We start from the raw sequence: 25599 nt of genomic DNA, 5'->3' as shown, positions 1-25599 counted from the left end.
ACTATCGATAAAAACATGGTGATGCGCTGCGTGGCCTATCAAAAAGGCCTGGGCATCGGTGACGTTACCATCGAAGACATCAGCGAAGTGTTGCTGAAAGACGATACCTTTATCTGGTTGGGTCTACGCGAGGCGAATGCCGAGATATTGAGAAAAATTCAGCAGGAGTTTGGTTTGCACGATCTGGCGATTGAAGACGCTTGTGCTGCGCACCAGCGGCCGAAGATCGAGGAATACGGCGATTCCTTGTTTATCGTGTTGCACACGGCGGAATTGATCGAGAAAAAAGTGGAATTCGGCGAGACGCACATTTTTATGGGGCCGCGCTTTGTGGTCACCGTGCGCCATGGCGCGTCGCAGAGTTTGAGCAAGGTGCGTGAGCGTTGTCAGGCCATGCCGCACCAACTCAGCAAGGGACCGGGTTTTGCTTTGTATTCGATTATGGATTTCATCGTCGATAATTACATGGTGGCGATAGCCGGCTTGCAAGACCGTTTCGATGTGCTGGAATCCGCGATATTTCAATACCGGCCCAGCCGGCAAACCATGGAAGACTTATACGAGCTGAAGCGCGAATTATTGCTTTTGGAAGGAGCGATTAATCCGGTTATCGACATTTGCAACGAGTTGATGCGCTTTCATGTTGGCCTGATACATAAGGATGTCAGAGTATATTTCCGCGACATCGCCGATCACATCAAGCGTGTTGATCAGGCTATCCACGGTATGCGCGAGATGTTGTTGGCGGCGATGCAGGTGCATCTGACTTTCGAGACCGTGCGGCAAAACGAGGTGGTCAAACGCTTGGCCGGTTGGGGGGCGATTTTAGCGATACCGACTATGGTATTCAGTTGGTACGGCATGAACTTCCGACATATGCCGGAACTGGATTGGGCCTATAGCTATCCCTTGGTAGTGGGCAGCGTGGCGGTGTGCAGCTTGGCCTTGTATTGGCGTTTGAAGCGGGCAGGATGGTTGTGAGCTACAAACCCGCTAAGAGTTGCCCGGTTGGGTGAATATTTATACGCTTGGTTTTGTATCAGTTCCCGCTCGCCTGCAATTGCTTCAGCGTTTCCGCAACTCGTTTGGCATCCAGGGCCGGGTCTACATCGTCATCGATACGGCGTATGGTTAAGTCGGGATCGACGATAAAGGTCCAGCGTTTGGCCATGTTCAATATGGGCATTTTTACGCCGTAGGTTTCGCTGACTTTGGCGTCCGCGTCAGACAATAAGGTGAAGGTCAGTTTGTGTTGCTGATGAAATGCCAACAGATCCTGGACGTCATCCGTACTGATCCCGTATACCTCGGCATTTTGTTTGCGGATCAGTTCGATGGCGTCGCGGAAAGCGCAAGCTTGCGCAGTGCATCCGGGTGTACCGGCTTTAGGATAAAAATACAAGACTGTCCAACCTTTCCCGCGCCGAGCGGCTAAACTTACTGGGTCGCCAGCGTGCGCTTGCAGTTGAAATATCGGTGCCGATTGGCCAACTTGCAGCGGAGCCGCGTTTGCTGTCATCGAAAACGTTGGTAAGGCGAGCAGCATGAAGACCAAGAGCCTGAATGTAAGAGTGTATTTTTGCATGCATGATCTCCCTTAAGGGGCTTACGACGGTGAAATACCGAATGTTTTTGTGTTTAATTATAATCGCCAGTATGCCGCAAAAAGCCGCTTACACAATGGTGAATAGGTAATCGCAGTGATTCGTTTGGATAGGCCCGACATCCATTTTCAACAGATAAGCCCCATGGTTCGGGCGTCCGGACCGAAAGCCGGAAAACTTTAGTGTTACGGTTCACCTTATATTTCACTTATATTACTCGTGGTTTTAGGCCGGTTGTTTTTAAGTTTTTGGCCGGCTGGTGTCTATTTTGGAGTTGAATAACGGAATAAGCAAAATGACGCGACCGTATTACTTTTCCCGGTTTTCTCGAATTTTGTGGCTGAATCTGGTCATGTTTGTGATTTTCGTGATCGCATTCGCGGTTTACGTGCGCGCCGAGAAGCAAATTGATCGCGCCAACGAAATCCGCTTTGCGTCACACTTGCTGGCCGATGAATTTAGGCAATCGTCCAACGATCTCTCGCATGTGGCGCGCAGTTATGTCGCGACCGGCGATCCGGTTTATAAACACTATTTTCAAGAGATTATCGACATTCGCGACGGCAAACTGCCCAGGCCCGAAAATTATCACGACATGTATTGGGACTTGGTGATCGCCAATGCTCATCCGGCGCCGCAATCAAGCACGCAGCCGGTGGCCTTGCTGGAGTTGATGCGGCAAGCCGGGTTTTCCGAGCAGGAACTGGCGAAAATGGCCGAAGCCACGACCGATTCCGCTGCACTTATCCAAATAGAGCGCACGGCGATGGACATGGTTGATTCGAATCAGGGAATGCCCGACGGCAAATGGCATCAAGCCAATCTAATGCTGCACGATGCGACTTACCATCGAGCAAAAGCGAAAGTCATGCAATCGATCATCGACGCCTTCGAATTGATAGACCTGCGCACGCAACAGAGTGTGGTTGCCAGAGCGCGTATTGCCTTTTGGTTGCGGGTGGTGTTTGTGGTGTTCGGGGTAATGTTGCTATTGACGCTTTGGCGGGCGTATCGGACTTTACACGCAATATTGGGAGCCTCGGTCGATGAATTGCACGATCAGATCGTGCGGCTGGGTAGCGGCGATTTTTCCGCCGATATTCCGGTAAGCAAGGGCATGCGCAACAGCGTGTTGGGCTGGTTGGCGGAAACGCGGGCAAGTTTGGCAAGCGTTGAAGCCGCGCGCCGCACTGCCGAGGCAAGAAATCTGCGATTGACGCAATTGTATGCCGCGCTAAGTCAATGTAACCAAGCCATCGTGCGCTGTACCAGCGAAGCCGAATTATTCCCGCAAATCTGCCGCGACGCCGTGATATTTGGCGGCATGAAAATGGCCTGGATCGGCATGCTTGACCAAAACAGCCAAACTATTAAACCGGTTGCCTGTTATGGCATCGGCATCGAGTATCTGGATGGCATTGAAATATCAATAGACGAGAACCTGCCGACCGGGTGCGGACCAACCGGTACCGCAGTCAGAGAGGACAAACCATATTGGTGTCAGGATTTTCAACACGACCCCGCCACCGTAGCCTGGCATGCGCGTGGGGCAAAATTCGATTGGCAGGCTTCCGCGGCCTTACCCTTGCATCGAAACGGCAAGCCGGCTGGGGCGTTTATGCTGTACGGCGATCAAATCAATGTGTTTGACGATGCCGCGCGCAATCTGCTGTTGGAAATGGCCATGGACATCGATCATGCCATCGGTGGCTTCGAGCGTGAGGCCGAGCGCCAGCAAGCGCAGCAGATGGAAAGTTTGCGGGTGTTTATGCTGGAACGGCTCAACGGTAACCTGCAGTTGACGGATATTTTGCATGATGCGGTTACCGAACTGGAAATTATGTTGGCTGGTAGCATTTGTTCGATTTTGCTCGTGGATGATGAGCAATGTTTACGGCTAGGCGCGGCACCTAGTCTTCCGGATTTCTACAATCAGGCGATCGATGGGCTAAAAATTGGTGCCGGAGCGGGGTCGTGCGGCAATACCGCGTACACCGGGCAAAGAACGATTGCGGAAAATCTGGCCGAGCATCCCTTTTGGCAGCCTTTTTTGCCGCTGGCAGAACGGGCCGGTTTGGCGGCATGCTGGTCGGAGCCGGTACTCTCCGCCGGTAAAAAAGTGCTGGGTACCTTTGCGATTTATCATCGTCACCCTGCCGTTCCCAGCAAACATGAATTGCGCTTGCTGGAAATGGTGGCGCATTTCGTCGCCTTAGCTATCGAACGTAAGCAGGCTGAGGAGCACATTTATTACTTGGCCAATTACGATTCGCTCACCGGCTTGCCGAATCGCAGTCAATTGGACGATCATTTGAAATATGCATTGAGTTTGGCCAAACGGAGTAACGGCCACTTAGCTCTGATGTTTCTTGATCTCGATCATTTCAAAAATATTAACGATACCTTGGGGCATAGCGTCGGCGATGCGCTATTGGTGGAGTTAGCCAATCGGCTTTGTGCCGTGTTGCGCGAAGAAGATACCGTGACCCGTTTGGGCGGCGACGAATTTATTTTCTTGTTGCCGGGCACCGATGCCGGCGGGGCGGCGAATGTCGCGCAGAAGCTTCTTGATGCGATAGCCGAACCTTACCGGATTGAGGAATTCGATTTGACGATGAGCGCATCGATTGGCATAGCCTTGTATCCTAACGACGGCGAAGATCTGGAAAGCCTGTCTAAAAGCGCCGATGTGGCCATGTACCGAGTCAAAACCGATGGCCGGCACGGTTACCGCTTTTTTACACCGGAAATGCAAGCCCGCGCCCAGCGCAATCTACAACTGGTTAATGCCTTATCCCATGCCTTGGACCGTGAACAACTGCATGTTTATTATCAACCGCAGGCGGACATTCATAGCGGGCGCGTGATCGGTGCGGAAGCTTTGTTGCGCTGGCGGCATCCCGAGTTTGGTATGGTTTCGCCGGCCGAATTCATCCCGGTAGCGGAAGATAGCGGACTGATTTTGCCTATCGGTGAGTGGGTATTGCAAACGGCGGTGCGGCAAGCGAAAACCTGCCTTGATCAGGGGTTGTTGGGGCCTTTGATCATGGCGGTCAATCTCTCGGCTGCTCAATTTAGTCATCCGGCCTTGCCGGATTTGGTTTCGCGCATACTAGAAGAGGAAGGCTTGCCGCCTGAGTATTTGGAGTTGGAATTGACCGAAGGGGTGTCGATGCAGAATCCAGAAGCGGCTATAGCGGTGATGAATAATCTGCATGATCGCGGGATACGCATGTCTATCGACGACTTTGGTACCGGTTATTCGTCGCTGAGTTATTTGAAGAAATTTAAAGTATACAAATTAAAGATTGACCAATCTTTCGTCCGCGACATCAGTACTGATTCGGAAGATAAAGCCATCGTCAATGCGGTGATTAGTTTGGCCGCCAGCCTGGGTTTGCGGACCATAGCCGAAGGTGTGGAAACGGTTGAACAACGGGAGTTTTTGCGCGAACAGGGCTGTCAGGAAATTCAAGGCTATTTATTCGCTAAGCCGATGCCCAGTGACCAGTTTGAGCTGTTTTTGCGGCAAAGTGTTATCGAGTCCACCATAGCGATTTGAATAGCATACAAATTGACGAAAGGGTGGAGCGGGTCCATGCTTGTTTACTAAATTCGGCGGTGCTGGTGACCGGCAATGCCTTGCCTTGCATCTTGATTTTTCGCCGACTTAACGGAGTCAGCCCTTGAACGACGTCAATCCCCTTTTTAAAAATCTGCCCGATTCGCTGCCGATTTCGCCCTTGGCGGTTCTGATTCTCATCACGGTGCTGGTCGGCGCGAGCATGTCGTTTTATACCATTCCCGCCGAGTCAGAGGGGATTGTGTTGCGCTTTGGCGAATACATCGAAAAAGTTCCGTCCGGTTTGCATGCCAAACTGCCATTTGGCGTGGATAGCGTCATCACCGTGCCGACTCAGCGTCAGCAGAAGCTGGAGTTTGGCTTTGCCACGGCAGGCTTCACCAACCCGGATCAAATCAGTGACGAGCCGGCTTTGGAAAAGTCTATGGTCACCGGCGATCTGAACTCGGCGCTGGTCGAGTGGATCGTGCAATACCGGATCACCGATCCGGAAAAATATCTATTTGTGGTCCGCGACCCCGGTGTGACTTTGCGGGATATTTCCGAAGCCGTGATGCGCGAAGTGGTTGGTGATCGCACTGTCGATGAAATCATCACCATCGGCCGGCAAGAAATAGAGGAAACCGTATTGGCACGTGCGCGCCTTTTAGCCGAGCGCTATCAATTGGGGGTGTCAATTAACCAGGTACAACTGAAAAATGTGAATCCACCCGAGCCGGTACAGCCCTCGTTCAATGAAGTGAATCGTGCTCAGCAAGATAGAGAGAATGTCATCAATTTGGCTAATGGCGAATATAACAAAGCCGTGCCGCGTGCACGTGGTGAAGCGGATCAGAAAGTTCGCGCGGCGGAAGGTTATCGTTTTAAACGAATTAACGAAGCGGAAGGGGATGTCACCGCTTTCAATCAGGTGTTGGAGCAATATCTAAAAGCGCCGGACGTGACCCGCGCGCGGATTTATCTGGAAACCATGGGCGAGGTGTTGCCGCAAGCCAGCCAGCAAATTATTGTCGATGACACGGTGCAGCAAATATTGCCGATGTTGCCGTTTCCCGGTCAGGCAGCGGGAGTAGTGAAATGAATTTATCGATAAGAAACTGGCTGTTAATCGTTGTTTCGGGGTTTTTGCTATGGCAATCGGTGTTTACCGTTGATCAAACCGAGCAAGTCATCATCACCCAGTTCGGCAAACCGGTCGGCGAGCCGATTACCAGCCCTGGTTTGCATTTCAAGATCCCGTTTACCCAGCAGATCAATAGCTTCGATAAGCGTTACCTGGCCTGGGATGGGCCGATGGTGGAAATGTCCACCAAAGATAAGACCTATGTACAGGTCGATACCTTCGCCCGCTGGCGCATCACCCAGCCCATGCAATATTACTTGCGCTTGCGCGACGAACGCAGCGCGCAATCGCGTTTGGAAGATATTTTGGGTAGCGAGACCCGCACGGCGATTGCCCGCCATGAATTGATCGAAGTGGTGCGTTCGGATAAGGATCGCAAACCCTTGCAAGACGAAAGTTTGGGGCCGTTGACCGGCGAAGGCACCATAGGGGTGCTGCGGCCGATTCGGGTGGGCCGGGCGGCAATCGAAAAAGACGTATTCGATGCGGCCGCGCCGAAATTGGCGGAGTTTGGTATCGAGCTGCTGGATGTACGTTTCAAACGCATTAATTACAACCATCAAGTGTTGGAGCGTATCCATCAACGGATGATCAGCGAACGCTTGCAAATTGCCCAGCGCTTCCGCTCGGAAGGCGAAGGCGAGGCGGCCAGAATTAACGGTAATCGGGACCGGGATCTTAACGAAATCGAATCGACGGCTTACAAGCGCGTGCAAGAAATTCAAGGGGAAGCGGATGCCAAGGCCACGGAAATTTACGCTAAGGCATACGGGCAAAAGTCCGAGTCCGCCGAGTTTTACAAGTTCTTGAAGAGCATGGAAACCTATCGCAAAGTGATAGACGGCGACGCCACCATAGTATTGTCTACCAATAGCGATTTATTTGGCTTGTTGAAGCGGGTGGAGCAAAAGAATCGTTGATAGCCGCCAAAACAGCGCTGCTGTTTGTATCGCCAATAAGCAAAAATTAAGCTACGGACGGCAAACTTTATCGCAAGCAAATAATTGTTTAACAGGAGGTTTGCGATGTTAAAAACAACAACAGTCATCGTTTTGGGTTTATTGGTTTCGTCTGCTGCGTTGGCCGACCATGAGCATTGGGGGCATCATCATGGCCACCATCATCACGGGCATTATCGGCCGATGTACCGGGAAGAAGTGGTTTATTATCAACCCGCCCCGGTCGTTGAATATGTGCCGGCTCCTCGGTATTACGCGCCACCACCGCCACCGGCTTATTACGGCTACGACCAGCGTTCGCCGCAGGGCTTGTTAGGTGGGATGGTCGGTAGTGCAATGGGCTATCAGCTCGGAAATGGCGACCCGATAGCCGCCGGCATTGGTGCCGCCGCCGGGGCTTTGCTCGGTAACGGTATGTACTGAGATTGCCTGATCGGAGCGCTCAATATTCCAGTAACTTGAAAAAACTTTTCGGCGCGCCGCAAATCGGACAGTCCCAGTCGTCGGGGATGTCCTCCCAGCGGGTGCCGGGCGCAATGCCGCTATCCGGATCGCCCTTGGCTTCGTCGTAAATGTGTTCGCATTCCTGGCAATGGTATTTTTTGTAATCGCTCATTGGATTTTCCCTGGATATTAAGCGGCGCAATCGCCGAGAAATCGCGAGAAAGCAGTCGCCATTATCGGCAATATGCTTAATAAGCGGTGGTCGGCATCCAATATATGCAGACGCGCGCGATGTTCGCGGCAGAAGCGCCAGGCGTTTTCCGGTGGTACCACATCATCTTCCCAGCCGTGAAATACCTCGATATTGGCTGTTGTTGGTTTAAACTCGGTCCGCGCGTAGCCCGGCAAATAGAATGCCGGCGCGATCAAAAACAAGCCCTTCGGCTTGATGATTTCCGCCGCGACGGTCGAAACATAAGCACCCATGCTGGAGCCCACCAGCACTATCGTTTCATGTCCCGATACATCCAGCGCTAACAGCTGTTGTACCCGCCAGTCCGGATCGTTGCTGGCTTGATAATCCGGGCTGATAAATTCAAACCCTTGCCGTTTGGCGACCTCCGCCAATGCCAAGGGTTTTTTGCCCCAGGGAATACTGTCCTTGCCGTGGTTGTATATCACCAGTTTGCTCATGATTTTTTCTCGCTGTGCGAAAGCTTATTTTCTGAAAAATAAATTGGCCAGTAACGTGATCAGCACGCTGGCCACAATCATCGATGTAATCGGTATAAACACGAAGCTGTTTTTATTCTGAATCCGAATGTCCCCAGGCAGCTTGCCGAACCAATTCAGCAACCATGGGGCATAATTAAGAATCAAGCCGATCACCAGGATGGCCGCGCCGATAACGATTAGTGCTTTGCCGGGTTCCATCTCTTTTCCTGTGCGTTATGGCACTACCACCACCTGCGCGAAACCGCCGCCCGGCGTGCGAAAGTTGGTGGTTTGGCCTTGGTAGAGGCGGGCGCAGAGCAATTGGGTTTGGCCTTGATAGACATAGTGGCGCAAATCCAGTTTTAACTCGCCGGCATCCAGATGCCGTTCGCTGGGTTTTACCAGCGTCTGCGCGACATAATCGTGTTGCAAAATATCCTCGAAAACGCGCCGGGTCAATTTATCGCCGCGATACGCCGCTTTACTGCCATAGCCTCTGGCGGGTTTGAAAAACAGCTGCTTACGTTCGGCCCAGAACTGATCGGCATTTTGCGCATCAACCAGCACCGTGCTGGCAATACCTTCTCGCAATAGTATTCGGGTGCGCTCATCGACGCCGATTGTACGCAGAAACTCGTCGTTGCTTAGCCAAACCAGATTCCTTTTGTCGGCATACAGCGCATGATTTCTGGGGTGCGGCGTCAGCACGGCCGCACCAGCTAAATAGGCTTCCCGTAAAGTCCGGCATTCCAGCGATTCCAAGCCAAAGTCGGTCAAGCGGTTATAAACCAGATCGATTTGCAGATCACCGTGCCAAAGTGCGCCGTCGTCATAGCGCAAGGCCCTGGGGTCGCAGACTACGGTTTTGATTTTATGTTGTTCGAACAACTGTTTAAACAACAGAAACTCCGGCCACAAGTATTGATTTTCTGGGTCTTCATCGACAATGGCAATGCTGCGCAGCGGCGCCAAGCCACGCTCCGCGCGCCACTCCCGGTAAAACATGTCGATAAATAAGGTTTCGGCTGGCCGAGTATCCTGCCCAGGCAATTTAAGTGAGCCAGGCTGCTGGTTGCCGGCGATTTCGCAACAGCTGTTTTGCGCGCGAATCAATAATGCATTAATCATCGCGCCGCCGGCATTGGAATTGATTTCGATTAGTTTTGGGCCGTCAGCGCTCAAATGAAAGTCGTAGCCTAGAAATACGCCATGGGCTTTGGCTAAAAACCGCGCCGCGTCCGGTGCGTATGTAAGTACCTGTTGTTGATACGCCGGTAGTGCAATCACCCGTTCCAGTGCAGCGATGATTGCCAATTGTTGATCCAGGCAAGCTTGATCGATAAACACCGCAGACTCGGCAAACAAATTCGGCCGTTCCTCCGCAATCATCCGATACAAATCGCCGTTTCCGTCCAGCTTGTTCAGTTCGCGACGTAGCGCTGTGCGATTTAGCGACGAGCAGCGGCAATCGCTATTCAGCTGTCTGGCGTTAGGGGTTTGCTCAGGTTCTGGATGGGGATGCATGAAAACGATAGGCGTGGATGGGTGCTGAAACAGAATTTACGCGGCTATTCTAGCGCGATACGCCTGTCCGTTAATCGGTAAATTCTTATACAGATATCTGCTAAATCGGCAAAAATCATTTACAAACAGGCGGTTGAGCTTATTTTGTTAGCTAGCGTACATGCTGATCGACATGTTCTGAACAGCTTGATCCAAACTTGTGAAACTTGAGCCTGCACGGTATTTTGCCGATAGCAACATCACTTTAGCCGAAACTTTTTAGGGTGCGGCAATGATCGGAGAACTGTATGGCATTAAGCCTTTTTCATAAGGCAAAACTAGAACTTGAGCCCGTATTTTGTCAATATGGCAACCTTTGTCCGAATTTGAACTTGCAAAAATCATGACCCAGCAAGCCGTATCACGCACCAATCAAACAACCAGGCGCAATTTTCCACCGTATCTGCTGACGGTACTGATGCTGTTGTATGTTTTTTCGCAATCCGCCAGCAGCCAGAGCCCGGAGCCTTCCGTAGGGCAAGCCATACAATCGTTACTAGCCGGCAAACAGCAGCCTTTACTGGCGCAAGCGGATTTTTCGCAGTATAGCGATGCTCTGAAGCAGTTGTATCAGATGAATGCCAACCAGCTGATTTGGCTGGGCGAAGGTCGGGCCGCGAAAAATCGCGAAGACGCTTTGAGTCTGTTAAGCAATGCCAAAGTCGATGGTTTAAATCCGGACGTTTACGAAGTCGAGCGTTTGCGCGGCTACATACAACAAGCCGCTGCGCTGCCACACACTGCAACGACGCAGTTGGTCTCTTACGACGTGGCTTTGTCGATAGCATTGGTGCATTACGCGCATGATCTGCATATTGGCCGGGTTGATCCGCGCGACTTCAATTATCCCCCACAGTTTGCCGCCAAATCGGCAAGCGAGGTGGCGGTATCGCTGAACCAACATATTCAACAACAATCCCTTGCCGAACTGCCGGCGGCGCTGGCGCCAAAACTCAAGCAATATCAGCAGTTAAAGACTTTGTTGGCGGCTTATCGCCAGCAAAATACTGGGGCGCAGAAGCCAAAACTACTTTTGGCGAAATCGTTGCGCCCAGGCGAGCAAGACGCGCAATTGCCCGAGTTACGCCGGCGTCTGTTGGAGTTGGGTGTGTTGAAAGCGGAAGACGTTGTCGGTGCCGGCAACACGGAAACACTTTACGATGCGGCCGCGACGGAAGCAGTGCAACGCTTACAGCAGCAACAAGGCTTAAAAGCCGATGGGGTGATCGGTAAGCAAACCCTGGCCTTATTGAATCAAACGCCGGCCGAAAAAATTGCGATGCTTGAATTAGCCATGGAGCGTTTGCGTTGGATGCCGGAGTTGCCGGAAGGGCCGAGGATATTTGTGAATATTCCGGCGTTTCAGTTATGGGCTTTCAATTCTCGCGACGATCAACAGCCTTTGACGATGAAAGTCATCGTCGGCAAAGCCGAGCAAAATCAGACGCCGGTACTCTGGGAGGACATGAAATATCTGGAATTCATGCCGTATTGGAATATCCCGAAAAGCATTATGGACAAGGAAATGCTGCCCAAGCTAGTGAGCGATGAAGAGTTTCTGGCGAATCAGGATATAGAGTTGGTGGGACGTGACGCCGACGACGATGAAGAGGAAAATCAGGACAGCATCGTCGACGAAATCAAGAGCGGGCGGGTCCGCGCCAGGCAGCGACCCGGCAGCAGCAACCCCTTGGGACGGGTGAAATTTATTTTTCCGAACAAAGCCGATGTGTATTTGCACGATACGCCGGGCAAAGCAGCGTTTAATCGTGATCGCCGCGATCTCAGTCACGGCTGCGTTAGAGTGGCGGAGGCTGAAAAGCTGGCGGAATTTGTGCTGGGCGACCAAGCCGAATGGGACCAACAAACGATACAGCAAGCTATGGCCGGGCCTAAAACCCAGCGGGTCACGCTGAAAAAATCGATACCCGTATTGTTTTTTTATACCACTGTGTTTGTGGGCCTTGACGATAAACCGCGCTTTTACCCGGATATTTACGGTCAAGATCAATTGTTGCAAACCGCTCTAAGCAAAGCCGCTAATCCGGGCGCTAAACAACAATTGGTCAGTAAAGCGGTAAATAATGCCGGCGGCGGTTAATAGGGTTCAGTTTTAGCGGTTTTGGATTATGCTGTTATCCGGAGTGTGGTTTTTTGGGAGACAGGGATATGACGCAAGCAAAAATAGTAAACCAGGCGGTTACCGAGAAAGTTAAGAAATCGCCGGCGCGCAAAGGCAAGAAAGGCAGAATGGCACCGCCGACCAATGGCGAGATTTTGGTCAAAGGTGTGGTGATGGGTATCGTGATTTCCGGGTTGACGCACGCCAGCAAAAGCATCACCCGTGCAATGATCCGCCATCCGCTTGCCTTATTCTCCGGTGGTTTGCTGGCCGGCTATCTGGCGCATAAACATCGCAAGGACATCATCATGCTGGGTAGTCGCACCGCCGTGGAAAGCCGAAATTTCGTGCTGAGACAACGCGAAAACCTCGGCGATTTAATTGCTGAAATCAAGGCAGAAAGCGGCACGACGCTATAATCTTCGGTTTGTTTGGGTTTACCCGGATCTTGCCTCACCTCCGAGTGTTCTGATGTCCGGACTCTCGTATCCGCGTGATTGCGGTGCATAAGCTGCACTACCGCAAAAATTTTTTTACGGTAGATTGCTGGCTATCGCAGTAACTCAGCATCGTCGTCCGCCAGTATCATGAAAATTTACCACATCCACCGCCAGCAACGCTTGGCGCTCAGCCAGCAGCAGGCTTGGGCTTTCTTCTCGTCTCCGCACTATTTAAATCAAATTACGCCGGAGTTTTTTCATGTCGATATTACTTCGCCGGTCCCCGAGGATATTTACCCCGGCTTATTGATCCGTTATCGGATGAAAGCGGTTTTGGGTGTGCCCATGTCTTGGCTTTCGGAAGTCAGCCACTGCGATAAGCCGAATAGGTTTGTCTATCAACAAGCCGTCGGCCCATTTGGATTCTGGAGCCATGAAGTTTGCCTAAGACCTTGCGAGGACGGCATCGTATTGGAAGACATCGTGTTTTATACGATGCCCTTCGGCTGGTTGGGTCAGTTGTTGCATGGCTTTATCGGCGATAAGTTGCAGCGTATTTTCGATACGCGCCGCGATTATCTGCAAGCAAAGTGGGGCGTTGGCGGGCCGTAGCGCATGCAATTTGGTATCGGTTTGGCAGTTGACTTTTTTTAACCGCAGGCATCTAATCAAGACCCTGCACATTCAACCTGAAGGAGACGAATATGGCTCAAGACAAAGGTTATTTGGATCAGTCCGGCAATCAAGTGGTTGCTATCGTTAAAAATCTGGACCGCGATGTCGAGCGCGGGGAAGATACCGTCATGTTGGGATATGGCTTGGTATTGCTGGCGCCGGCTTTCGCTCCCTTGTTGCCGCCCAGTATTCTGTTGCCGCTGATGGCGATTGCCTTCGCGGTATCGGCGACTGCGGCGCGTCTGCATTTTTACAAAATGGCTCGCAAGCTCTCGGTTGCCTTGGATGAACTGGAAAGCCGGGATAAACAGACTTTTAAGCCGATCACCGACGTATTCGCCGAGCATCCCCAGCAAACACTGGCTGTCGCTTTTAACCCGTTAAAAAATTTGAAACGCAGCGCGAAAAGCATACTCGGTGGCTTGATGATCAACCCGTTTTGGGGGCCGATTTTTTATATGTTGGGTGTGCAGTTTGTCGAGGATAAACAATTGGTAGTGTTGAATAAGGCCGTGATTGCAGTCGAAGATAAAGTGATGCCTATCGTACTGCGCGACGACTGGGCTGAATAAACGCAAGGTTTGCAAATGTTAGACGGCGGATAAGCCGTTGGGGGAGGAATAATCAGCTTGAGTCCATGGGGTTTAGGCTATTGTTTTCGGTGGCAGCCATTGTCCAAAAGTACAGTTATACACAGAAGTTGTGGATAAACTTGTGATCAAATCGTGAGCAAACCAGCCAATCGCCCGTCCTATTTGGGACATCTTTAAATTGACTAAAAATTAGTCAGGCAATTTTTGACTATGCTTAGAGCATCATAAAAAAGCCGTCGGCTTTGCCCGACGGCCCCCCGTTTTGTTTCCTGAAAAGGTTATCCCATGCAAAAGCAAACCCTCACCATAGACGGCAATCAGGCTGCGGCCAGTATTGCTTATAAACTCAATGAAGTGATCGCAATTTACCCCATTACCCCGTCCTCGGCGATGGGTGAATGGGCCGACGAATGGGCCTCCCGCGATCAACCCAATCTCTGGGGTACTGTACCTCATGTAGTCGAACTGCAAAGCGAGGCCGGCGCAGCTGGTACCATTCATGGTGCGCTGCAAGCCGGTACCTTGGCCACCACCTTCACTGCCTCGCAAGGCCTGTTGTTGATGCTGCCGAATATGTACAAAATCGCCGGCGAACTGAGCCCGACCGTGTTTCATATCGCCGCCCGCTCGCTGGCTTGCCAGGGCTTGTCTATTTTTGGCGACCACAGCGACGTGATGGCGGCGCGGATGACCGGGTACGCGATGTTGTGCTCCAACTCGCCACAAGAAGTGCAGGATTTGGCGCTGGTAGCGCATGCCGTGGCTTTGCAAAGCCGCATCCCGTTCATGCATTTTTTCGACGGTTTCCGCACCTCACACGAGGTTGCCAAAATTGTCGAGATCGACGATAGCGTCATCCGGGCGATGATCGACGACAACTGGGTTAGCCAGCATCGCGGCCGGGCCTTAACGCCGGATAAGCCGGTGCTGCGTGGTACCGCGCAAAACCCGGACGTGTATTTCCAGGGCCGGGAATCGGTTAATCCTTACTACGCCGCGTTGCCGGAGATTGCCCAACAAACCATGGACCGGCTAGCCGGTTTGACTGGCCGTCAATACCGCTTGTTCGAATACGTCGGGTCGCCGCAAGCCGAGCGAGTAATCGTGATTATGGGGTCCGGCGCCGAAGCGGTGGAAGAAACCTTGGAATATCTGAATCGCCAGGGCGAAGCGGTGGGCTTGTTGAAAGTGCGTTTGTTCCGGCCGTTTTCACCGCAGCATTTGATCGACGCCTTGCCGGCCAGTTGCCAAAAAATCGCAGTTTTGGATCGCACCAAGGAGCCCGGTGCCGACGGCGAGCCTTTATACAAAGATGTATTGGCCGCCGTGGCCCAAGCCTTCAGCGATGGCGAAAAATTTACCAGCCTGCCCAAAGTAGTGGGTGGCCGTTATGGCTTGTCGTCCAAGGAATTCACGCCGGGCATGATTAAGGCGGTTTACGACGAACTGAAAAATGCGAAACCGAAGAACCACTTCACGGTCGGGATTCACGACGATGTCAGCCACACCAGCCTGAATTGGGACGCGGCTTACCGCACCGATACCCACGATCAAACCTTTCAAGCCATGTTTTACGGTTTGGGCAGTGACGGCACGGTAGGCGCCAATAAAAACACCATCAAAATCATCGGCGAAGAAACCGATTTATACGCCCAGGGCTATTTCGTTTACGACTCGAAAAAATCCGGCGCGGTTACCGTTTCGCATCTGCGCTTCGGGCCAAAGCCGATACGCTCCACGTATTTGATCGGCGAAAACGACGCGCAATTCATCGGCTGCCACCAAACCGTGTTTCTGGAACGCTACGATATGCTGGCCAACGCCGCCGACAAGGCGGTGTTTCTGTTGAATAGCCCGGCGTCGGTCGATGAAGTCTGGGCAACTCTGCCGCGCAAGATGCAGCAGCAAATGTTGGATAAGAAAATTGGGTTTTATCTGATAGACGGCAACGCGGTCGCGGAAAAATCGGGCATGGGCAAACGCATCAACACCATCATGCAGACTTGTTTTTTCGCGATTTCCGGGGTGTTGCCGCAAGAGCAAGCCATTGCGGCTATTAAACACGCCGTGCAAAAAACCTACGGCAAAAAAGGCCAACGTATCGTTGATTTAAACTTCAAAGCTATAGACGAAACGCTGGCCGGTTTGCGCCATGTGCCTTTGCCTAAGCGGGCCGATAGCGGTTTTGATATTGCCGGATTGATAGCGGATAGCGCGCCGGAATTTATCCGCCGCGTCACCGGCGAAATTATCGCCGGCCGGGGCGATGCCTTGCCGGTCAGCGCGATGCCGGCCGATGGCACCTTTCCGACCGGCACGGCGGCCTACGAAAAACGTAATCTGGCGTTGGAGATTCCGGTTTGGGAAACCGATTTGTGTACCCAATGCGGCAAATGTCCGATGGTTTGTCCGCACGCGGCGATTCGCAGCAAAATTGTGCCTAACGAAGCCTTGAGCAATGCGCCGGAGACTTTCAAACACGCGGCGATGTTGGGTAAAGATTTTCCGGCCGGTTTATCCATTAGTTATCAGGTGGCGCCGGAAGATTGCACCGGTTGTGGGCTTTGTGTGGATATTTGCCCGATTCGCGATAAATCCAACGCCAGCCGCAAGGCCTTGAACATGCGCCCGCAAGCGCCGCTACGCGAGCCGGAAAGCCAAAATTGGGATTATTTCTTGTCCTTGCCGGAATACGACCGTAGGCTGCTGAAAACCAATACCATCAAGGGTTCTATGGTGTTGCAGCCTTTATTCGAATTCTCTGGCGCTTGTGTCGGTTGCGGCGAAACCCCGTACGTGAAATTGGCCTCTCAGCTCTTCGGCGACCGCATGGTGGTAGCCAATGCTACCGGCTGTTCGTCCATTTACGGCGGCAATCTGCCGACCACGCCTTGGACTAAAAACTCCGAGGGCAGGGGGCCGGCCTGGAACAATTCATTGTTCGAAGACAATGCCGAGTTCGGTTTAGGCATGCGAGTGGCTATAGATAAGCAAGCCGAACATGCGGCCGAATTGCTAGTGTCGTTACGAGAAACTTTGGGTGGCGAACTGGTTGATGCCATTTTACAAGCCGACCAATCCGATGAAGCCGGCCTTTACGAACAACGCCAACGTGTCGCGGAATTGAAACAGCATTTACCCTCGCTAAAGCAACTTGCCGCGCAAGCCTTGTTGCCGCTGGCGGATTATCTGTGCAAGAAAAGCGTCTGGATCATCGGTGGCGACGGCTGGGCCTATGATATTGGCTACGGCGGTCTGGATCATGTGTTGGCCAGCGGTCGCAACGTCAATATCCTGGTTTTGGATACCGAAGTGTATTCCAACACCGGGGGCCAGACCTCCAAATCCACGCCGCTGGGCGCGGTGGCCAAGTTCGCGGCAGGCGGCAAGGCCACCGCGAAAAAAGACTTGGCGCTGCTGGCGATGGATTACGGCAACGTTTACGTCGCCCATGTGGCTTATGCCGGCAAGGACACGCAAACCCTGAACGCCTTCCTGGAAGCGGAAGCTCACGATGGGCCGTCCATCATCATCGCTTATGCGCCTTGTATCGCGCACGGCGTTGATTTGTCCAACAATCATCGCCAACAAAACCTGGCAGTGAAAAGCGGACACTGGCCCTTGTTCAGATTCAATCCCGGCCGCATCCAGCAAGGTAAGAATCCGATGCAACTGGATTCCGCGGAACCGTCGGTGCCTCTACGCGAGTTTGTGATGAGCGAAACCCGCTTCAGCATGCTCTGGCAGAGTCATCCCGACCACGCCGAGGCGTTCTTGAAACAGGCGCAACAAGACGTGAAAAACCGCTATCGTTACTACCAACAACTGGCCGCGCTGGAATGGAGCGATGCCACCAGCGTCGCCGCTGCCAAAGCGGCACTGAAAGCCGATCTTGCCCAGGAGAGCCAACATGGTTGATTTAACAACAAATTATTTGGGCCTGAAACTGGCGCATCCTCTAGTACCGTCGGCATCACCGCTGAGCAAGGACTTGGACAGTGCGCGTCGGCTGGAAGATGCCGGCGCAGCGGCCATTGTCATGTCTTCCTTGTTTGAAGAAAAAATCGAAGCCGAACAGCAACAGATGGAGCGGTTTTTTTTCGGGCAAGGCATCGGCTATGGCGAGGCCGATTCCTTTCATCCGGTGCCTGAGCAGATTTTGACTTACCAGGAACAATATCTGGAACATCTGCAACGCTTGAAAAGCAGTTTGCATATTCCGGTGATCGCCAGCCTGAATGGTATTTCCCAGGGTGGTTGGATCGAATACGGCCAAGCCTTGCAGCAAGCCGGGGCCGACGCCCTGGAGTTGAATATCTACCACCTGGCGGCCAATGCCGACGAAAGCAGCGAAACGGTCGAAAACCGCTATCTGGATATTCTGCGGGAATTAAAAAGCCGGGTGAGTGTGCCGCTGACCCTAAAGCTCGGTCCGCAATTCAGCTCGCCGATTCATTTTGCCCAACGCCTGGAAGCTGCCGGTGCCGATGGTATTGCGATATTCAACCGGTTCTATCAACCGGATATTGATTTGGAAACGCTGGAAGTGGTGCCGAAACTTCAATTGTCCACGCAAGCCGAAGCCTTGTTGCGTATCCGCTGGACGGCCTTGCTATATGGTCGCGTGAAATTGTCCTTGGCGGTCACCGGCGGTTTTCACCACAGCGCGGATGTGATCAAAGCCTTGCTGGCGGGCGCGGACGTGGTGCATCTGTGCAGTGTATTGTTGGCGCAAGGTGTGGGCAAACTCAGCGAAATCCGCGCGGAACTGGAACAATGGCTGATCGAACACGAATACGATTCCATCAGCCAGTTAAAAGGCAGCGTCAGTCAACAGCACGCCATAGACCCTAGCGCGTATGAGCGTGCCAATTACATCCATGTATTGGACAGTTACACGCCCTCCGCTGGCGTGTTGAGATAGCGAAAAACCGTGCGGGATTTGGACGAACTATTTGCCGGTTTGGCTAAATCCAGATTCCGCAGCCAGTTTCGTTTGAATGCCAAAGACCGGGATTATCTAAAGAGCAAAGGCATGGAAACGGTATTGAGCCACGCCAGGGACTTTGTCGAAAAGCGCCTGGCCGCCGCCGAGCCGCGCAATGACGGCAAACAAACCCCGTTTCGCGGCCATCCGGTATTCGTCGCGCAACACGCCACCGCCTGCTGCTGTCGGGGATGCCTGGAAAAATGGCATAAAATTCCGCAGGGTAGAGAGTTAAATGACGACGAACAAACCTATGTTTGTAAGGTGTTGGAGCGGTGGTTAAGGATTGCTGTTACCGATATTTAATCAGCCAGATAACGGCAGATATGTAATTCGCATAAATGGATTAAATTCGTGCTTTAGCTGCAATGGTCTTACTATTCCCTGCTGTTCCGCCGGACTAAGAGCGCAAATGTCATGGGTCAAGAAATTCATGCCGCAATCTATCAAGATGCCGACTTTCAGCGTTTCCGCAAGCGCCTATCTGCAGAAACCGAACTGCTGGGCCGGCTGATTAACAGCCGCGCCTGTTCGGAAGCCGAGCCGGTGGCTGGTTTTGAAATCGAAGCTTGGCTGCTGGACGACTACATGCGGCCGGCACCGATGAATCAGGACTATCTGCACTCTTTTGCCCACCCTATGGCCGGTCCGGAATTGGCCAAATTCAATATCGAACTGAACACGCCGCCGCTGGCGTTGACCGGCGAAGTTTTCAGCCGCATGCATCAGGATTTGCAAAACACCTGGCAGCAAGCTGAACAGCACGCCCGGCAACTGGATTTGCATTTATTGGCGATAGGCACCTTGCCGACCTTGCAGCAAAGCGATCTGCATCTGGGCAATATGTCGGACATGAATCGTTATCGGGCCTTGAATCAACAGATTTTGCGCTGCCGAGGCCGGCCGATTGTGCTGGATATATGCGGGCATGAGCATCTGAAAATAGAGCATCACGATGTGATGCTGGAAGCCGCCACCACCTCGTTTCAATTGCATATCCAATGCCCGCTTAGCATCGCTCATCATGTGTATAACGCGGCTATCATCGCTTCGGCGGCGATGGTGGCGTTGGCTGCCAACGCGCCGTTTTTGTTTGGTAAGGATCTCTGGGCGGAAACCCGTATTCCCTTGTTCGAACAGGCCATTGCCACCGGCGGCTATGCCGGGGCCGCCGACGGGCCCTTGCACCGGGTCAGTTTTGGCTCCGATTTTGCCCGGCATTCGATCCTGGAATGCTTTGTAGAAAACCAGCAGCATTTTCCGGTTCTGCTGCCGGAGTATTTCGACGATGCGCCGGAAGCGTTTCAACACTTACGCCTGCATAACGGCACGATCTGGCGTTGGAACCGGCCGCTGGTGGGTTTCGATGCCGACGGTACGCCGCATATCCGTATCGAACACCGTACGCCGGCCGCCGGGCCGACCGTACTGGACATGATTGCCAACGCCGCCTTTTATTATGGACTGGTGAAAAATCTGGCCGACGAATGGCAAGCGGGCGGGGCGGAGTTATCCTTCGCCCAGGCCAAGGATAATTTTTATCAAGCGGCGCGGCACGGTTTGGATAGTCATGTCGTCTGGTTTGGTGAACATAAACTACGGTTGGCGGTGCTGATCGAGCAGGAGCTAGTGCCGCGTGCCGTTCAGGGCTTGCAGGCGTTGGGCATCTGCACTGCTGATTGTGAGAATTATCTGGATGTGATTCGCCAGCGCCTAGCCAATCAACAGACCGGCAGCCACTGGCAGCGGCGGTTTATCAAGGAAAATCCGGGCGAATTTGCGGAACTGACGCGGGTTTATTTGCAGCGGCAGCGGAGCGAGGAAGCGGTTGCCGGGTGGGGGATATGAATAAGCACAACATCATTGTTCCCACGCTCCGGCGTGGGAACAGGGTTGCACGACGCTCCAGCGTCCCGATGTGCACCGCTGGAGCGGTGCGGGCTACATTCCCACGCTGGAGCGTGGGAATGATAAACAAATGTTCTACGCCAACCGATCAATCAAGTTCAGCCCGTGACAGCAGATCTCGAAGTACCTCTTCGTTGTTAAAGGCCAATGACATTGCTTTTCCGAGACGTTCCAGCGCGGAACGTGATCCTTGTGCGGAAAACATTCCCGCCTCCGGATCGAAATCGAGCTCATCTTGTAAATCGGGCAGTTGTTCGAATAGTATGACTTGAGCAATTGAGTTCCAGTCGTAACCGTTGCCATTCCAGCCTTCGTCAGCCCGCTCTTCGAATACATGCAATTTCTCAACCATATCCTGGTCGGAAAGTATTAGAGACCGGTATTCTCCCGAGTCCAGAAGAATGAACGGCGCATAGGTGGTCTTGTCTGTATTGTCTTTATCCATAAGGACCTCGGGATGTAAATTTAGTGAAATTTAGCGGATGCGTAGATCGGAAATGCCATTCGCCTTTGCCCTGAGGGTACTGAGTTTAACGAAGGGTCAGCCACCTCGGGCTTCGATGAGCTCAGCCTTAACGGGGCACCAGAGATAAATAGGGCCGGGTTAATAATGCTGTGGCCGGGTAAGTGTAGGTGGTTTTCCCGGTTTCATTTATGTCAGCCTGAAAATAACGATAGAATCGCTCCAAGCAAATCAGTTAAATTCGTTATGCCACAGATTTCACGCGCCAATTGCATCCCCAAACAATTCGACAGCCTGCCAAACGGTTTGCTGGATATTTCGGTTAATAACCTACACACCCTAATCACCGAGCCCACGCTTTTCCACCTCCCCGGCAAACGCCCGGAAACGTTATTCGTCTCGGTGCTGTTGCACGGCAACGAATCCACCGGTTTTCTGGCCGTACAAAAGCTGCTGCAAAAATATCACGGCCAAAGCTTGCCGCGCGGATTGACCTTGTTTTTCGGTAATACCCAGGCGGCGCGTTTCAATTTAAGACGGCTGGATGGCCAGCCGGATTTCAACCGCATCTGGCCCGGCACAGCCTTACCAGAGTCGCCGGAAGCGGTTTGGGCAGCGCAGATTTGCCAGATCATGCGCGAACGCAAGGTGTTTGCCAGCGTGGATGTACATAACAATACCGGCTTGAATCCGCATTACGCCTGCATCAATAAATTGGGTAAGGATTTTCTGCATCTCGGCGCGCTGTTTGGCCGCTTGCTGGTGTATTTCACCCATCCCAAGGGCACGCAGTCCAGCGCCTTTGCCGAGTTTTGCCCGGCGGTGACTTTGGAATGCGGCCGTCCCGGCCAGCCGCACGGTACCGAACATGCTTTTCAATTTCTGGACAGTTGCTTGCACTTGCATGAATTTCCGGCCCAGCCGATTGCGAAGCAGGATGTGGATATTTATCACACCGTCGCGCAAGTGACTGTTGCTGAAGATGTCAGTTATAGCTTTAGCGATGCCACGGCCGATCTGCTTCTTGATCCGGAATTGGAAAGTCTGAATTTCACGGAGATTCCGGCCGGTAAGGTGTTGGGCACAACCGACTGCGCCAGGATGCCCTTGATTGCCAAAGACAACGACGGTAAGCCGGTTACGGAGCAATTCCTGACTGTTACGGATGGCCAAGTGCAAGTCACGCGGCAAACAATGCCGTCCATGCTAACGCTGGACGAACGAGTCATCCGCCAGGACTGTTTGTGTTATTTGATGGAGCGTTTGGCTGTTTAGACTGGCATTTGAGTTTGTGTCGCGGCGGGAAGCGCTAAAAACCAAAATCCTGGACGCCGCCTTTGCGGGAATGTTAGATTCATTCGGCCGCAACGGCCTTCCAAAGGAGAAGAATAATGTTGAAGTCACTCGACGTGTTACTGGGTTTGTCGGTGGTGATGTTGATCGTCAGCATGGCGGTGACGTTGATTAGCCAAGGAATACTTAATTTACTGGCCAGCCGCGGCCGCAATCTACGCACTGGTTTGGCCGACTTGCTGGAGTTGCTGGATGCAAGGTTTTCCAGAACCGAGGCCGAGGCCATCGCCGCCTTAACCCTGACGCAACGGACTATCGGCGGCCGCTGTCGCTGCCGACTGCCGGCGTGGTTGCAATTTTTTCAGTTCGGCGAAGTGATCCATCGCGAAGAATTTATCAAGATTTTGCTGGATTTAGCGGCTGGCTACGATGTGTCGATCAAAACGGAATTTGAACAGATCAAAGTCAGGCTAGCCAATAAAGCCATCAATGTTGGCCAAGCCACGGAGGCCCTGGAGAGCAAACTCCTGGAATATCCGCTGTTTTTTAAGCGCCTGGATATTGAAGCTTTGCTTGCCAAGATCAAAAAAGAAAAGGCCGAAACCAAAAAACAACAGTTTCAGCAGTTGGAGAAAATCGTCGCCGGACAAATCGATCTGCTGGACAAGTTGAAATCCGTGCTGCACGACAATGGTATCGAAGATCCGGCCTCTACCTTGAAAAACGCGCGGATGCTAGCGCTGGAATTTGAAAAATCCAACCCGGAACTGGCGCACGACGTGCGTGAGGCTAATGCCTTGCTACAAGAAGCATCCAGCGATTTTCTGGCGAAAATTTGTTTGAATTTCGACCATTTGCTTGACCGGGTCAGCGTCAGATTTACCGCCACCACCCGCGTAGTCAGCGTGATCAGCGCCGCCCTGGTAGCGATTGCGTTGCAGTTGGACACCGTGTATTTGATCAATCGGCTGTCTATGGACGAGCAAATGCGCGCGACTTTTGTGGCATTGGCCCCTTCGCTAACCGAAGATCCGCAACTAAAGGATGCAGTTGAACCAGCCGCTGCCAAAGCTAGCGGAGAGCAGGATACCGAGACCTCGGCTGACGAGACTGTTACAGCCAAAGAAGGCATCGATCAGGAAAAGCAAAAGTATTATCTGAATTTTCTAGCTCAACAGGGCTTGATCAGTTTGCCGGTTGACCGGGATGCTTGGTGTAAGCATTGGAAGCTGGTGAGTATTCCCGGTTTGATTTTGTCGATTTTTCTACTGAGTCTGGGCGGGCCGTTTTGGTATAACGCATTGAGTAAGCTGGTGCAATTGCGCTCCGGCCTTGCCCGCAAGGATGATGAGCAGAAAGCAATCCGCCAAACCACGCAGACTGCGGGCGGCGAACCTCAAACCCCCGGCACTTTGCCGGCATCCAATCCGTTACACGGCGAACGTGGCGATCTGAAGGCGCAGGGCTGAGGAGGCCGTATGGAAAAGCAATGGATAGGCTGCGCGCCGGGTAATTTTCGGACCGGCCGCCCGGCAGGCTTCAAACCGGAAATTATAGTTTTGCATACGACTGATGGCAGCTTGACGAATGCCGCTATGTGCTACAACAAGCCGGGCACGTTGCAGTCTGTGCATTACGCCATCGGCAACAATGGAGAGATTCATCAATACGTCCAGGAAGCCGACACGGCATTTCATGCCGGTTTGGTGGTCAATCCGGCTGCCGAATTTATCAAGCAGCGGCCCAACACCAATCCCAATTTTTTCTCGATTGGTGTTGCCTTAGAAGTGTCGGTGCTTGGCCCGCCTACGGCCATGCAATTAGCGGCATGCTCGAAATTAATCAGGGAAATTGCCGACCGCTGGCGGATTAGCGTCGATGCGGATCATGTGTTGTCGCATAGCGCGATTCGTGCCTCGGTAAACTGCCCCGGTGCGCGTGTCGATATTGCCAAGCTGATTGCCACTGCGTTGCCCGATCCGGCAGCCGATTTGGTGGCCGGCAAGCCAATCGGCTTGCTGAGTAAAGTAAATCTCCGCAGTCGCGCATCTGTCAGTGCACCGGTGCTGCGCGTCTTGGATGCCGGCAGTAAAGTCGAGGTCGTCAGCTTTACGGCAGGTGATGTGGTATCCGGCAACGGCTATTGGTATCAGGATAAAGACAATTGTTTTTTCTGGGCGGGGGCCACAGATCGGCCCAATCCGCGGGTATTGCTAACGCCGAACGAAGACGAGGCGAGTACCGATACTATGCTGCTCCGTGACCAAGCTGCCGCTGCGGTTGCCGGTTTGCAGATCAATCGCTCCCGATTCCGTTTGCCGGCTGGGCAGTTTTTTACCGAGAGGCCAAAAAAAGATCTGATTGTTTTGCACTTCACGGCGGGTTCGTCAGCCAAGTCGGCGTTCGATACCTGGATCGGCGATACGCAACATATTGCCGCAGCCTATCTGGTCGATGTCGACGGCACGGTCTATGAAGTGTTCGATCCGACGCAGTGGGCTTATCATCTGGGGGTGACGGGATTTAGCGGCCGACTGGATCAACGCTCAATAGCGATAGAAATTGCCAATGTCGGACCATTGCGACCGGCGGCGGATAATCCGGAGGTCTTGAATTGGTGGCCGCCGCGTCGGGGCCAAACCCAGTTATTCGGTACTAAATACTGTGACAAAGCCCAAACCGATAAATATATGCAAACCAGCTATCGGGGCGAGCAGTATTTCGCTACCTTTCCAGCGCAGCAGGTAGAAGCGATTCGCTTGTTGCTGAACGATTTATGCGGGCGATTTTCCATACCGAAAACCTTGCCTCCCAAAGCCAAGCAATTTGAACGCGATCTGGATTTTTTTCAGAGCTATTCCGGTATCGCCAGTCATGTGAATTTTCGCAGCGATAAATGGGATATAGGCCCAGCCTTCGATTGGGCGGCGTTGGCTATTGCCAATGCGCACGGCGCCTGATTCGCGCTTGTATACGCTAATCCCGCTGGTGATCAGGTATTTTTGGCGCCTTATCACAAGCTTATTCTCACAACCGATGCGGCCGTCACAGTTCTGCCCGGCCGCCGGCATGAATGTTCGCTGCGGCTGTTAAGATGGTTTAACTAAGCGGTCGGGCAATTTTGGCTC

22 protein-coding genes are annotated in these 25599 nt (G+C 52.7%); 16 read left to right on the top strand and 6 right to left on the bottom strand.

Translation table 11 applies throughout. The features are described 5' to 3' along the window. The first annotated feature begins 15 nt into the window (after positions 1–15). Positions 16–981, top strand: coding sequence for a magnesium/cobalt transporter CorA (gene corA, locus JL719_RS16070; RefSeq protein WP_033155758.1), 966 nt, complete (start codon positions 16–18; stop codon positions 979–981). A gap of 58 nt (positions 982–1039) precedes the next feature. On the opposite strand, the gene JL719_RS16065 is transcribed toward corA, so the two are convergent. Beyond that, positions 1040–1585 (bottom strand): peroxiredoxin, encoded by a 546-nt coding sequence (locus JL719_RS16065; protein WP_051669613.1) that lies wholly within the window; start codon positions 1583–1585, stop codon positions 1040–1042. 314 nt (positions 1586–1899) lie between these two features. Here JL719_RS16065 and JL719_RS16060 point away from each other — a divergent pair, with 314 nt between their 5' ends. From JL719_RS16060 to JL719_RS16045, 4 genes are all read left to right on the top strand, one after another. Continuing rightward, positions 1900–5166, top strand: coding sequence for a bifunctional diguanylate cyclase/phosphodiesterase (locus JL719_RS16060; protein ID WP_033155312.1), 3267 nt, complete (start codon positions 1900–1902; stop codon positions 5164–5166). A 124-nt stretch (positions 5167–5290) separates the two neighbouring features. Next, positions 5291–6268 (top strand): FtsH protease activity modulator HflK, encoded by a 978-nt coding sequence (hflK, locus tag JL719_RS16055; protein ID WP_051669611.1) that lies wholly within the window; start codon positions 5291–5293, stop codon positions 6266–6268. Further along, entirely contained in the window at positions 6265–7230 is a 966-nt protein-coding gene (gene hflC, locus JL719_RS16050; RefSeq protein WP_033155311.1) for a protease modulator HflC, read from the top strand. Before hflK ends, hflC begins: the two co-directional genes overlap by 4 nt. 105 nt (positions 7231–7335) lie before the next feature. Continuing rightward, complete coding sequence (locus JL719_RS16045; RefSeq protein WP_033155310.1) at positions 7336–7692, top strand: hypothetical protein; 357 nt, start codon at positions 7336–7338, stop codon at positions 7690–7692. A gap of 19 nt (positions 7693–7711) precedes the next feature. Here the strand turns inward: JL719_RS16045 and JL719_RS16040 are convergent, their stop codons facing one another. From JL719_RS16040 to JL719_RS16025, 4 genes are read right to left on the bottom strand one after another with little or no spacing between them, the layout of a single operon-like run. Continuing rightward, complete coding sequence (locus JL719_RS16040) at positions 7712–7885, bottom strand: rubredoxin (protein ID WP_033155309.1); 174 nt, start codon at positions 7883–7885, stop codon at positions 7712–7714. A gap of 17 nt (positions 7886–7902) precedes the next feature. Then, positions 7903–8406 carry a YqiA/YcfP family alpha/beta fold hydrolase gene (locus tag JL719_RS16035; RefSeq protein ID WP_033155308.1) on the bottom strand — a complete coding sequence of 168 codons (504 nt, stop codon included), beginning with the start codon at positions 8404–8406 and terminating at the stop codon, positions 7903–7905. A gap of 24 nt (positions 8407–8430) precedes the next feature. Next, positions 8431–8646, bottom strand: a complete 216-nt coding sequence (locus JL719_RS16030; protein ID WP_033155307.1) for a DUF2905 domain-containing protein — start codon at positions 8644–8646, stop codon at positions 8431–8433. Between the two features lie 15 nt (positions 8647–8661). Further along, positions 8662–9951, bottom strand: a complete 1290-nt coding sequence (locus JL719_RS16025) for a hypothetical protein (RefSeq protein ID WP_033155306.1) — start codon at positions 9949–9951, stop codon at positions 8662–8664. A 382-nt stretch (positions 9952–10333) separates the two neighbouring features. Here JL719_RS16025 and JL719_RS16020 point away from each other — a divergent pair, with 382 nt between their 5' ends. The 8 genes from JL719_RS16020 (at position 10334) to JL719_RS15985 (ending at position 20655) form a co-directional block, all read left to right on the top strand. Then, positions 10334–12091, top strand: coding sequence for a L,D-transpeptidase family protein (locus JL719_RS16020; RefSeq protein ID WP_033155305.1), 1758 nt, complete (start codon positions 10334–10336; stop codon positions 12089–12091). Positions 12092–12159: 68 nt separating this feature from the next. After that, the gene (locus JL719_RS16015; protein WP_051669609.1) at positions 12160–12531 is read left to right on the top strand and encodes a hypothetical protein; all 372 of its coding nucleotides are present in this window, start codon (positions 12160–12162) and stop codon (positions 12529–12531) included. Positions 12532–12699: 168 nt separating this feature from the next. Then, positions 12700–13164, top strand: a complete 465-nt coding sequence (locus tag JL719_RS16010) for an SRPBCC family protein (RefSeq protein WP_033155304.1) — start codon at positions 12700–12702, stop codon at positions 13162–13164. Between the two features lie 92 nt (positions 13165–13256). Then, a complete protein-coding gene (locus tag JL719_RS16005) occupies positions 13257–13799 on the top strand; it encodes a hypothetical protein (RefSeq protein WP_033155303.1) in 543 nt (180 codons plus the stop codon). A 306-nt stretch (positions 13800–14105) separates the two neighbouring features. Further along, positions 14106–17738 (top strand): pyruvate:ferredoxin (flavodoxin) oxidoreductase, encoded by a 3633-nt coding sequence (gene nifJ, locus JL719_RS16000; RefSeq protein WP_033155302.1) that lies wholly within the window; start codon positions 14106–14108, stop codon positions 17736–17738. Then, complete coding sequence (locus tag JL719_RS15995) at positions 17731–18744, top strand: dihydroorotate dehydrogenase-like protein (RefSeq protein ID WP_033155301.1); 1014 nt, start codon at positions 17731–17733, stop codon at positions 18742–18744. The genes nifJ and JL719_RS15995 overlap by 8 nt, the downstream gene beginning before the upstream one ends. A gap of 9 nt (positions 18745–18753) precedes the next feature. Continuing rightward, entirely contained in the window at positions 18754–19113 is a 360-nt protein-coding gene (locus JL719_RS15990; RefSeq protein ID WP_033155300.1) for a DUF4186 domain-containing protein, read from the top strand. Between the two features lie 111 nt (positions 19114–19224). Next, entirely contained in the window at positions 19225–20655 is a 1431-nt protein-coding gene (locus tag JL719_RS15985; protein ID WP_033155299.1) for a glutamate-cysteine ligase family protein, read from the top strand. A 148-nt stretch (positions 20656–20803) separates the two neighbouring features. On the opposite strand, the gene JL719_RS15980 is transcribed toward JL719_RS15985, so the two are convergent. Next, a complete protein-coding gene (locus JL719_RS15980; RefSeq protein WP_033155298.1) occupies positions 20804–21160 on the bottom strand; it encodes an Imm51 family immunity protein in 357 nt (118 codons plus the stop codon). A gap of 264 nt (positions 21161–21424) precedes the next feature. On the opposite strand from JL719_RS15980, the gene JL719_RS15975 reads away from it, so the two are divergent. The 3 genes from JL719_RS15975 to JL719_RS15965 all read left to right on the top strand — a co-directional run bounded on the left by JL719_RS15975 (position 21425) and on the right by JL719_RS15965 (position 25431). Continuing rightward, a complete protein-coding gene (locus JL719_RS15975) occupies positions 21425–22453 on the top strand; it encodes a M14 family metallopeptidase (protein WP_174843459.1) in 1029 nt (342 codons plus the stop codon). A gap of 116 nt (positions 22454–22569) precedes the next feature. Beyond that, on the top strand, positions 22570–23940 hold the full coding sequence (locus JL719_RS15970; protein ID WP_051669607.1) for a hypothetical protein: 1371 nt from the start codon (positions 22570–22572) through the stop codon (positions 23938–23940). A gap of 9 nt (positions 23941–23949) precedes the next feature. Then, the gene (locus tag JL719_RS15965; protein WP_033155297.1) at positions 23950–25431 is read left to right on the top strand and encodes an N-acetylmuramoyl-L-alanine amidase; all 1482 of its coding nucleotides are present in this window, start codon (positions 23950–23952) and stop codon (positions 25429–25431) included. Positions 25432–25599 lie beyond the last annotated feature (168 nt).

Origin of the sequence: Methylomonas sp. LW13, from assembly GCF_016865255.1 — a bacterium.
In the GTDB taxonomy this organism is placed as follows: Bacteria; Pseudomonadota; Gammaproteobacteria; order Methylococcales; family Methylomonadaceae; genus Methylomonas.
The sequence above is the reverse complement of the archived record's forward strand: the minus strand, read 5'-3'. Positions and strand labels throughout refer to the sequence as shown.

Excerpts from the sequence above, each read along its gene's own strand:
- JL719_RS15970 (WP_051669607.1), top strand. The coding sequence starts at position 22,570 with ATGTTGAAGTCACTCGACGTGTTACTGGGTTTGTCGGTGGTGATGTTG.
- JL719_RS16010 (WP_033155304.1), top strand. The coding sequence starts at position 12,700 with ATGAAAATTTACCACATCCACCGCCAGCAACGCTTGGCGCTCAGCCAG.
- JL719_RS16020 (WP_033155305.1), top strand. The coding sequence starts at position 10,334 with ATGACCCAGCAAGCCGTATCACGCACCAATCAAACAACCAGGCGCAAT.
- JL719_RS16005 (WP_033155303.1), top strand. The coding sequence starts at position 13,257 with ATGGCTCAAGACAAAGGTTATTTGGATCAGTCCGGCAATCAAGTGGTT.
- JL719_RS16025 (WP_033155306.1), bottom strand. The coding sequence starts at position 9,951 with ATGCATCCCCATCCAGAACCTGAGCAAACCCCTAACGCCAGACAGCTG.
- JL719_RS16035 (WP_033155308.1), bottom strand. The coding sequence starts at position 8,406 with ATGAGCAAACTGGTGATATACAACCACGGCAAGGACAGTATTCCCTGG.
- JL719_RS16040 (WP_033155309.1), bottom strand. The coding sequence starts at position 7,885 with ATGAGCGATTACAAAAAATACCATTGCCAGGAATGCGAACACATTTAC.
- JL719_RS15995 (WP_033155301.1), top strand. The coding sequence starts at position 17,731 with ATGGTTGATTTAACAACAAATTATTTGGGCCTGAAACTGGCGCATCCT.
- nifJ (WP_033155302.1), top strand. The coding sequence starts at position 14,106 with ATGCAAAAGCAAACCCTCACCATAGACGGCAATCAGGCTGCGGCCAGT.
- JL719_RS16045 (WP_033155310.1), top strand. The coding sequence starts at position 7,336 with ATGTTAAAAACAACAACAGTCATCGTTTTGGGTTTATTGGTTTCGTCT.
- JL719_RS15965 (WP_033155297.1), top strand. The coding sequence starts at position 23,950 with ATGGAAAAGCAATGGATAGGCTGCGCGCCGGGTAATTTTCGGACCGGC.
- JL719_RS16065 (WP_051669613.1), bottom strand. The coding sequence starts at position 1,585 with ATGCAAAAATACACTCTTACATTCAGGCTCTTGGTCTTCATGCTGCTC.
- JL719_RS16015 (WP_051669609.1), top strand. The coding sequence starts at position 12,160 with ATGACGCAAGCAAAAATAGTAAACCAGGCGGTTACCGAGAAAGTTAAG.
- JL719_RS15980 (WP_033155298.1), bottom strand. The coding sequence starts at position 21,160 with ATGGATAAAGACAATACAGACAAGACCACCTATGCGCCGTTCATTCTT.
- JL719_RS15985 (WP_033155299.1), top strand. The coding sequence starts at position 19,225 with ATGGGTCAAGAAATTCATGCCGCAATCTATCAAGATGCCGACTTTCAG.
- corA (WP_033155758.1), top strand. The coding sequence starts at position 16 with ATGGTGATGCGCTGCGTGGCCTATCAAAAAGGCCTGGGCATCGGTGAC.
- JL719_RS16030 (WP_033155307.1), bottom strand. The coding sequence starts at position 8,646 with ATGGAACCCGGCAAAGCACTAATCGTTATCGGCGCGGCCATCCTGGTG.
- hflC (WP_033155311.1), top strand. The coding sequence starts at position 6,265 with ATGAATTTATCGATAAGAAACTGGCTGTTAATCGTTGTTTCGGGGTTT.
- JL719_RS15975 (WP_174843459.1), top strand. The coding sequence starts at position 21,425 with ATGCCACAGATTTCACGCGCCAATTGCATCCCCAAACAATTCGACAGC.
- JL719_RS16060 (WP_033155312.1), top strand. The coding sequence starts at position 1,900 with ATGACGCGACCGTATTACTTTTCCCGGTTTTCTCGAATTTTGTGGCTG.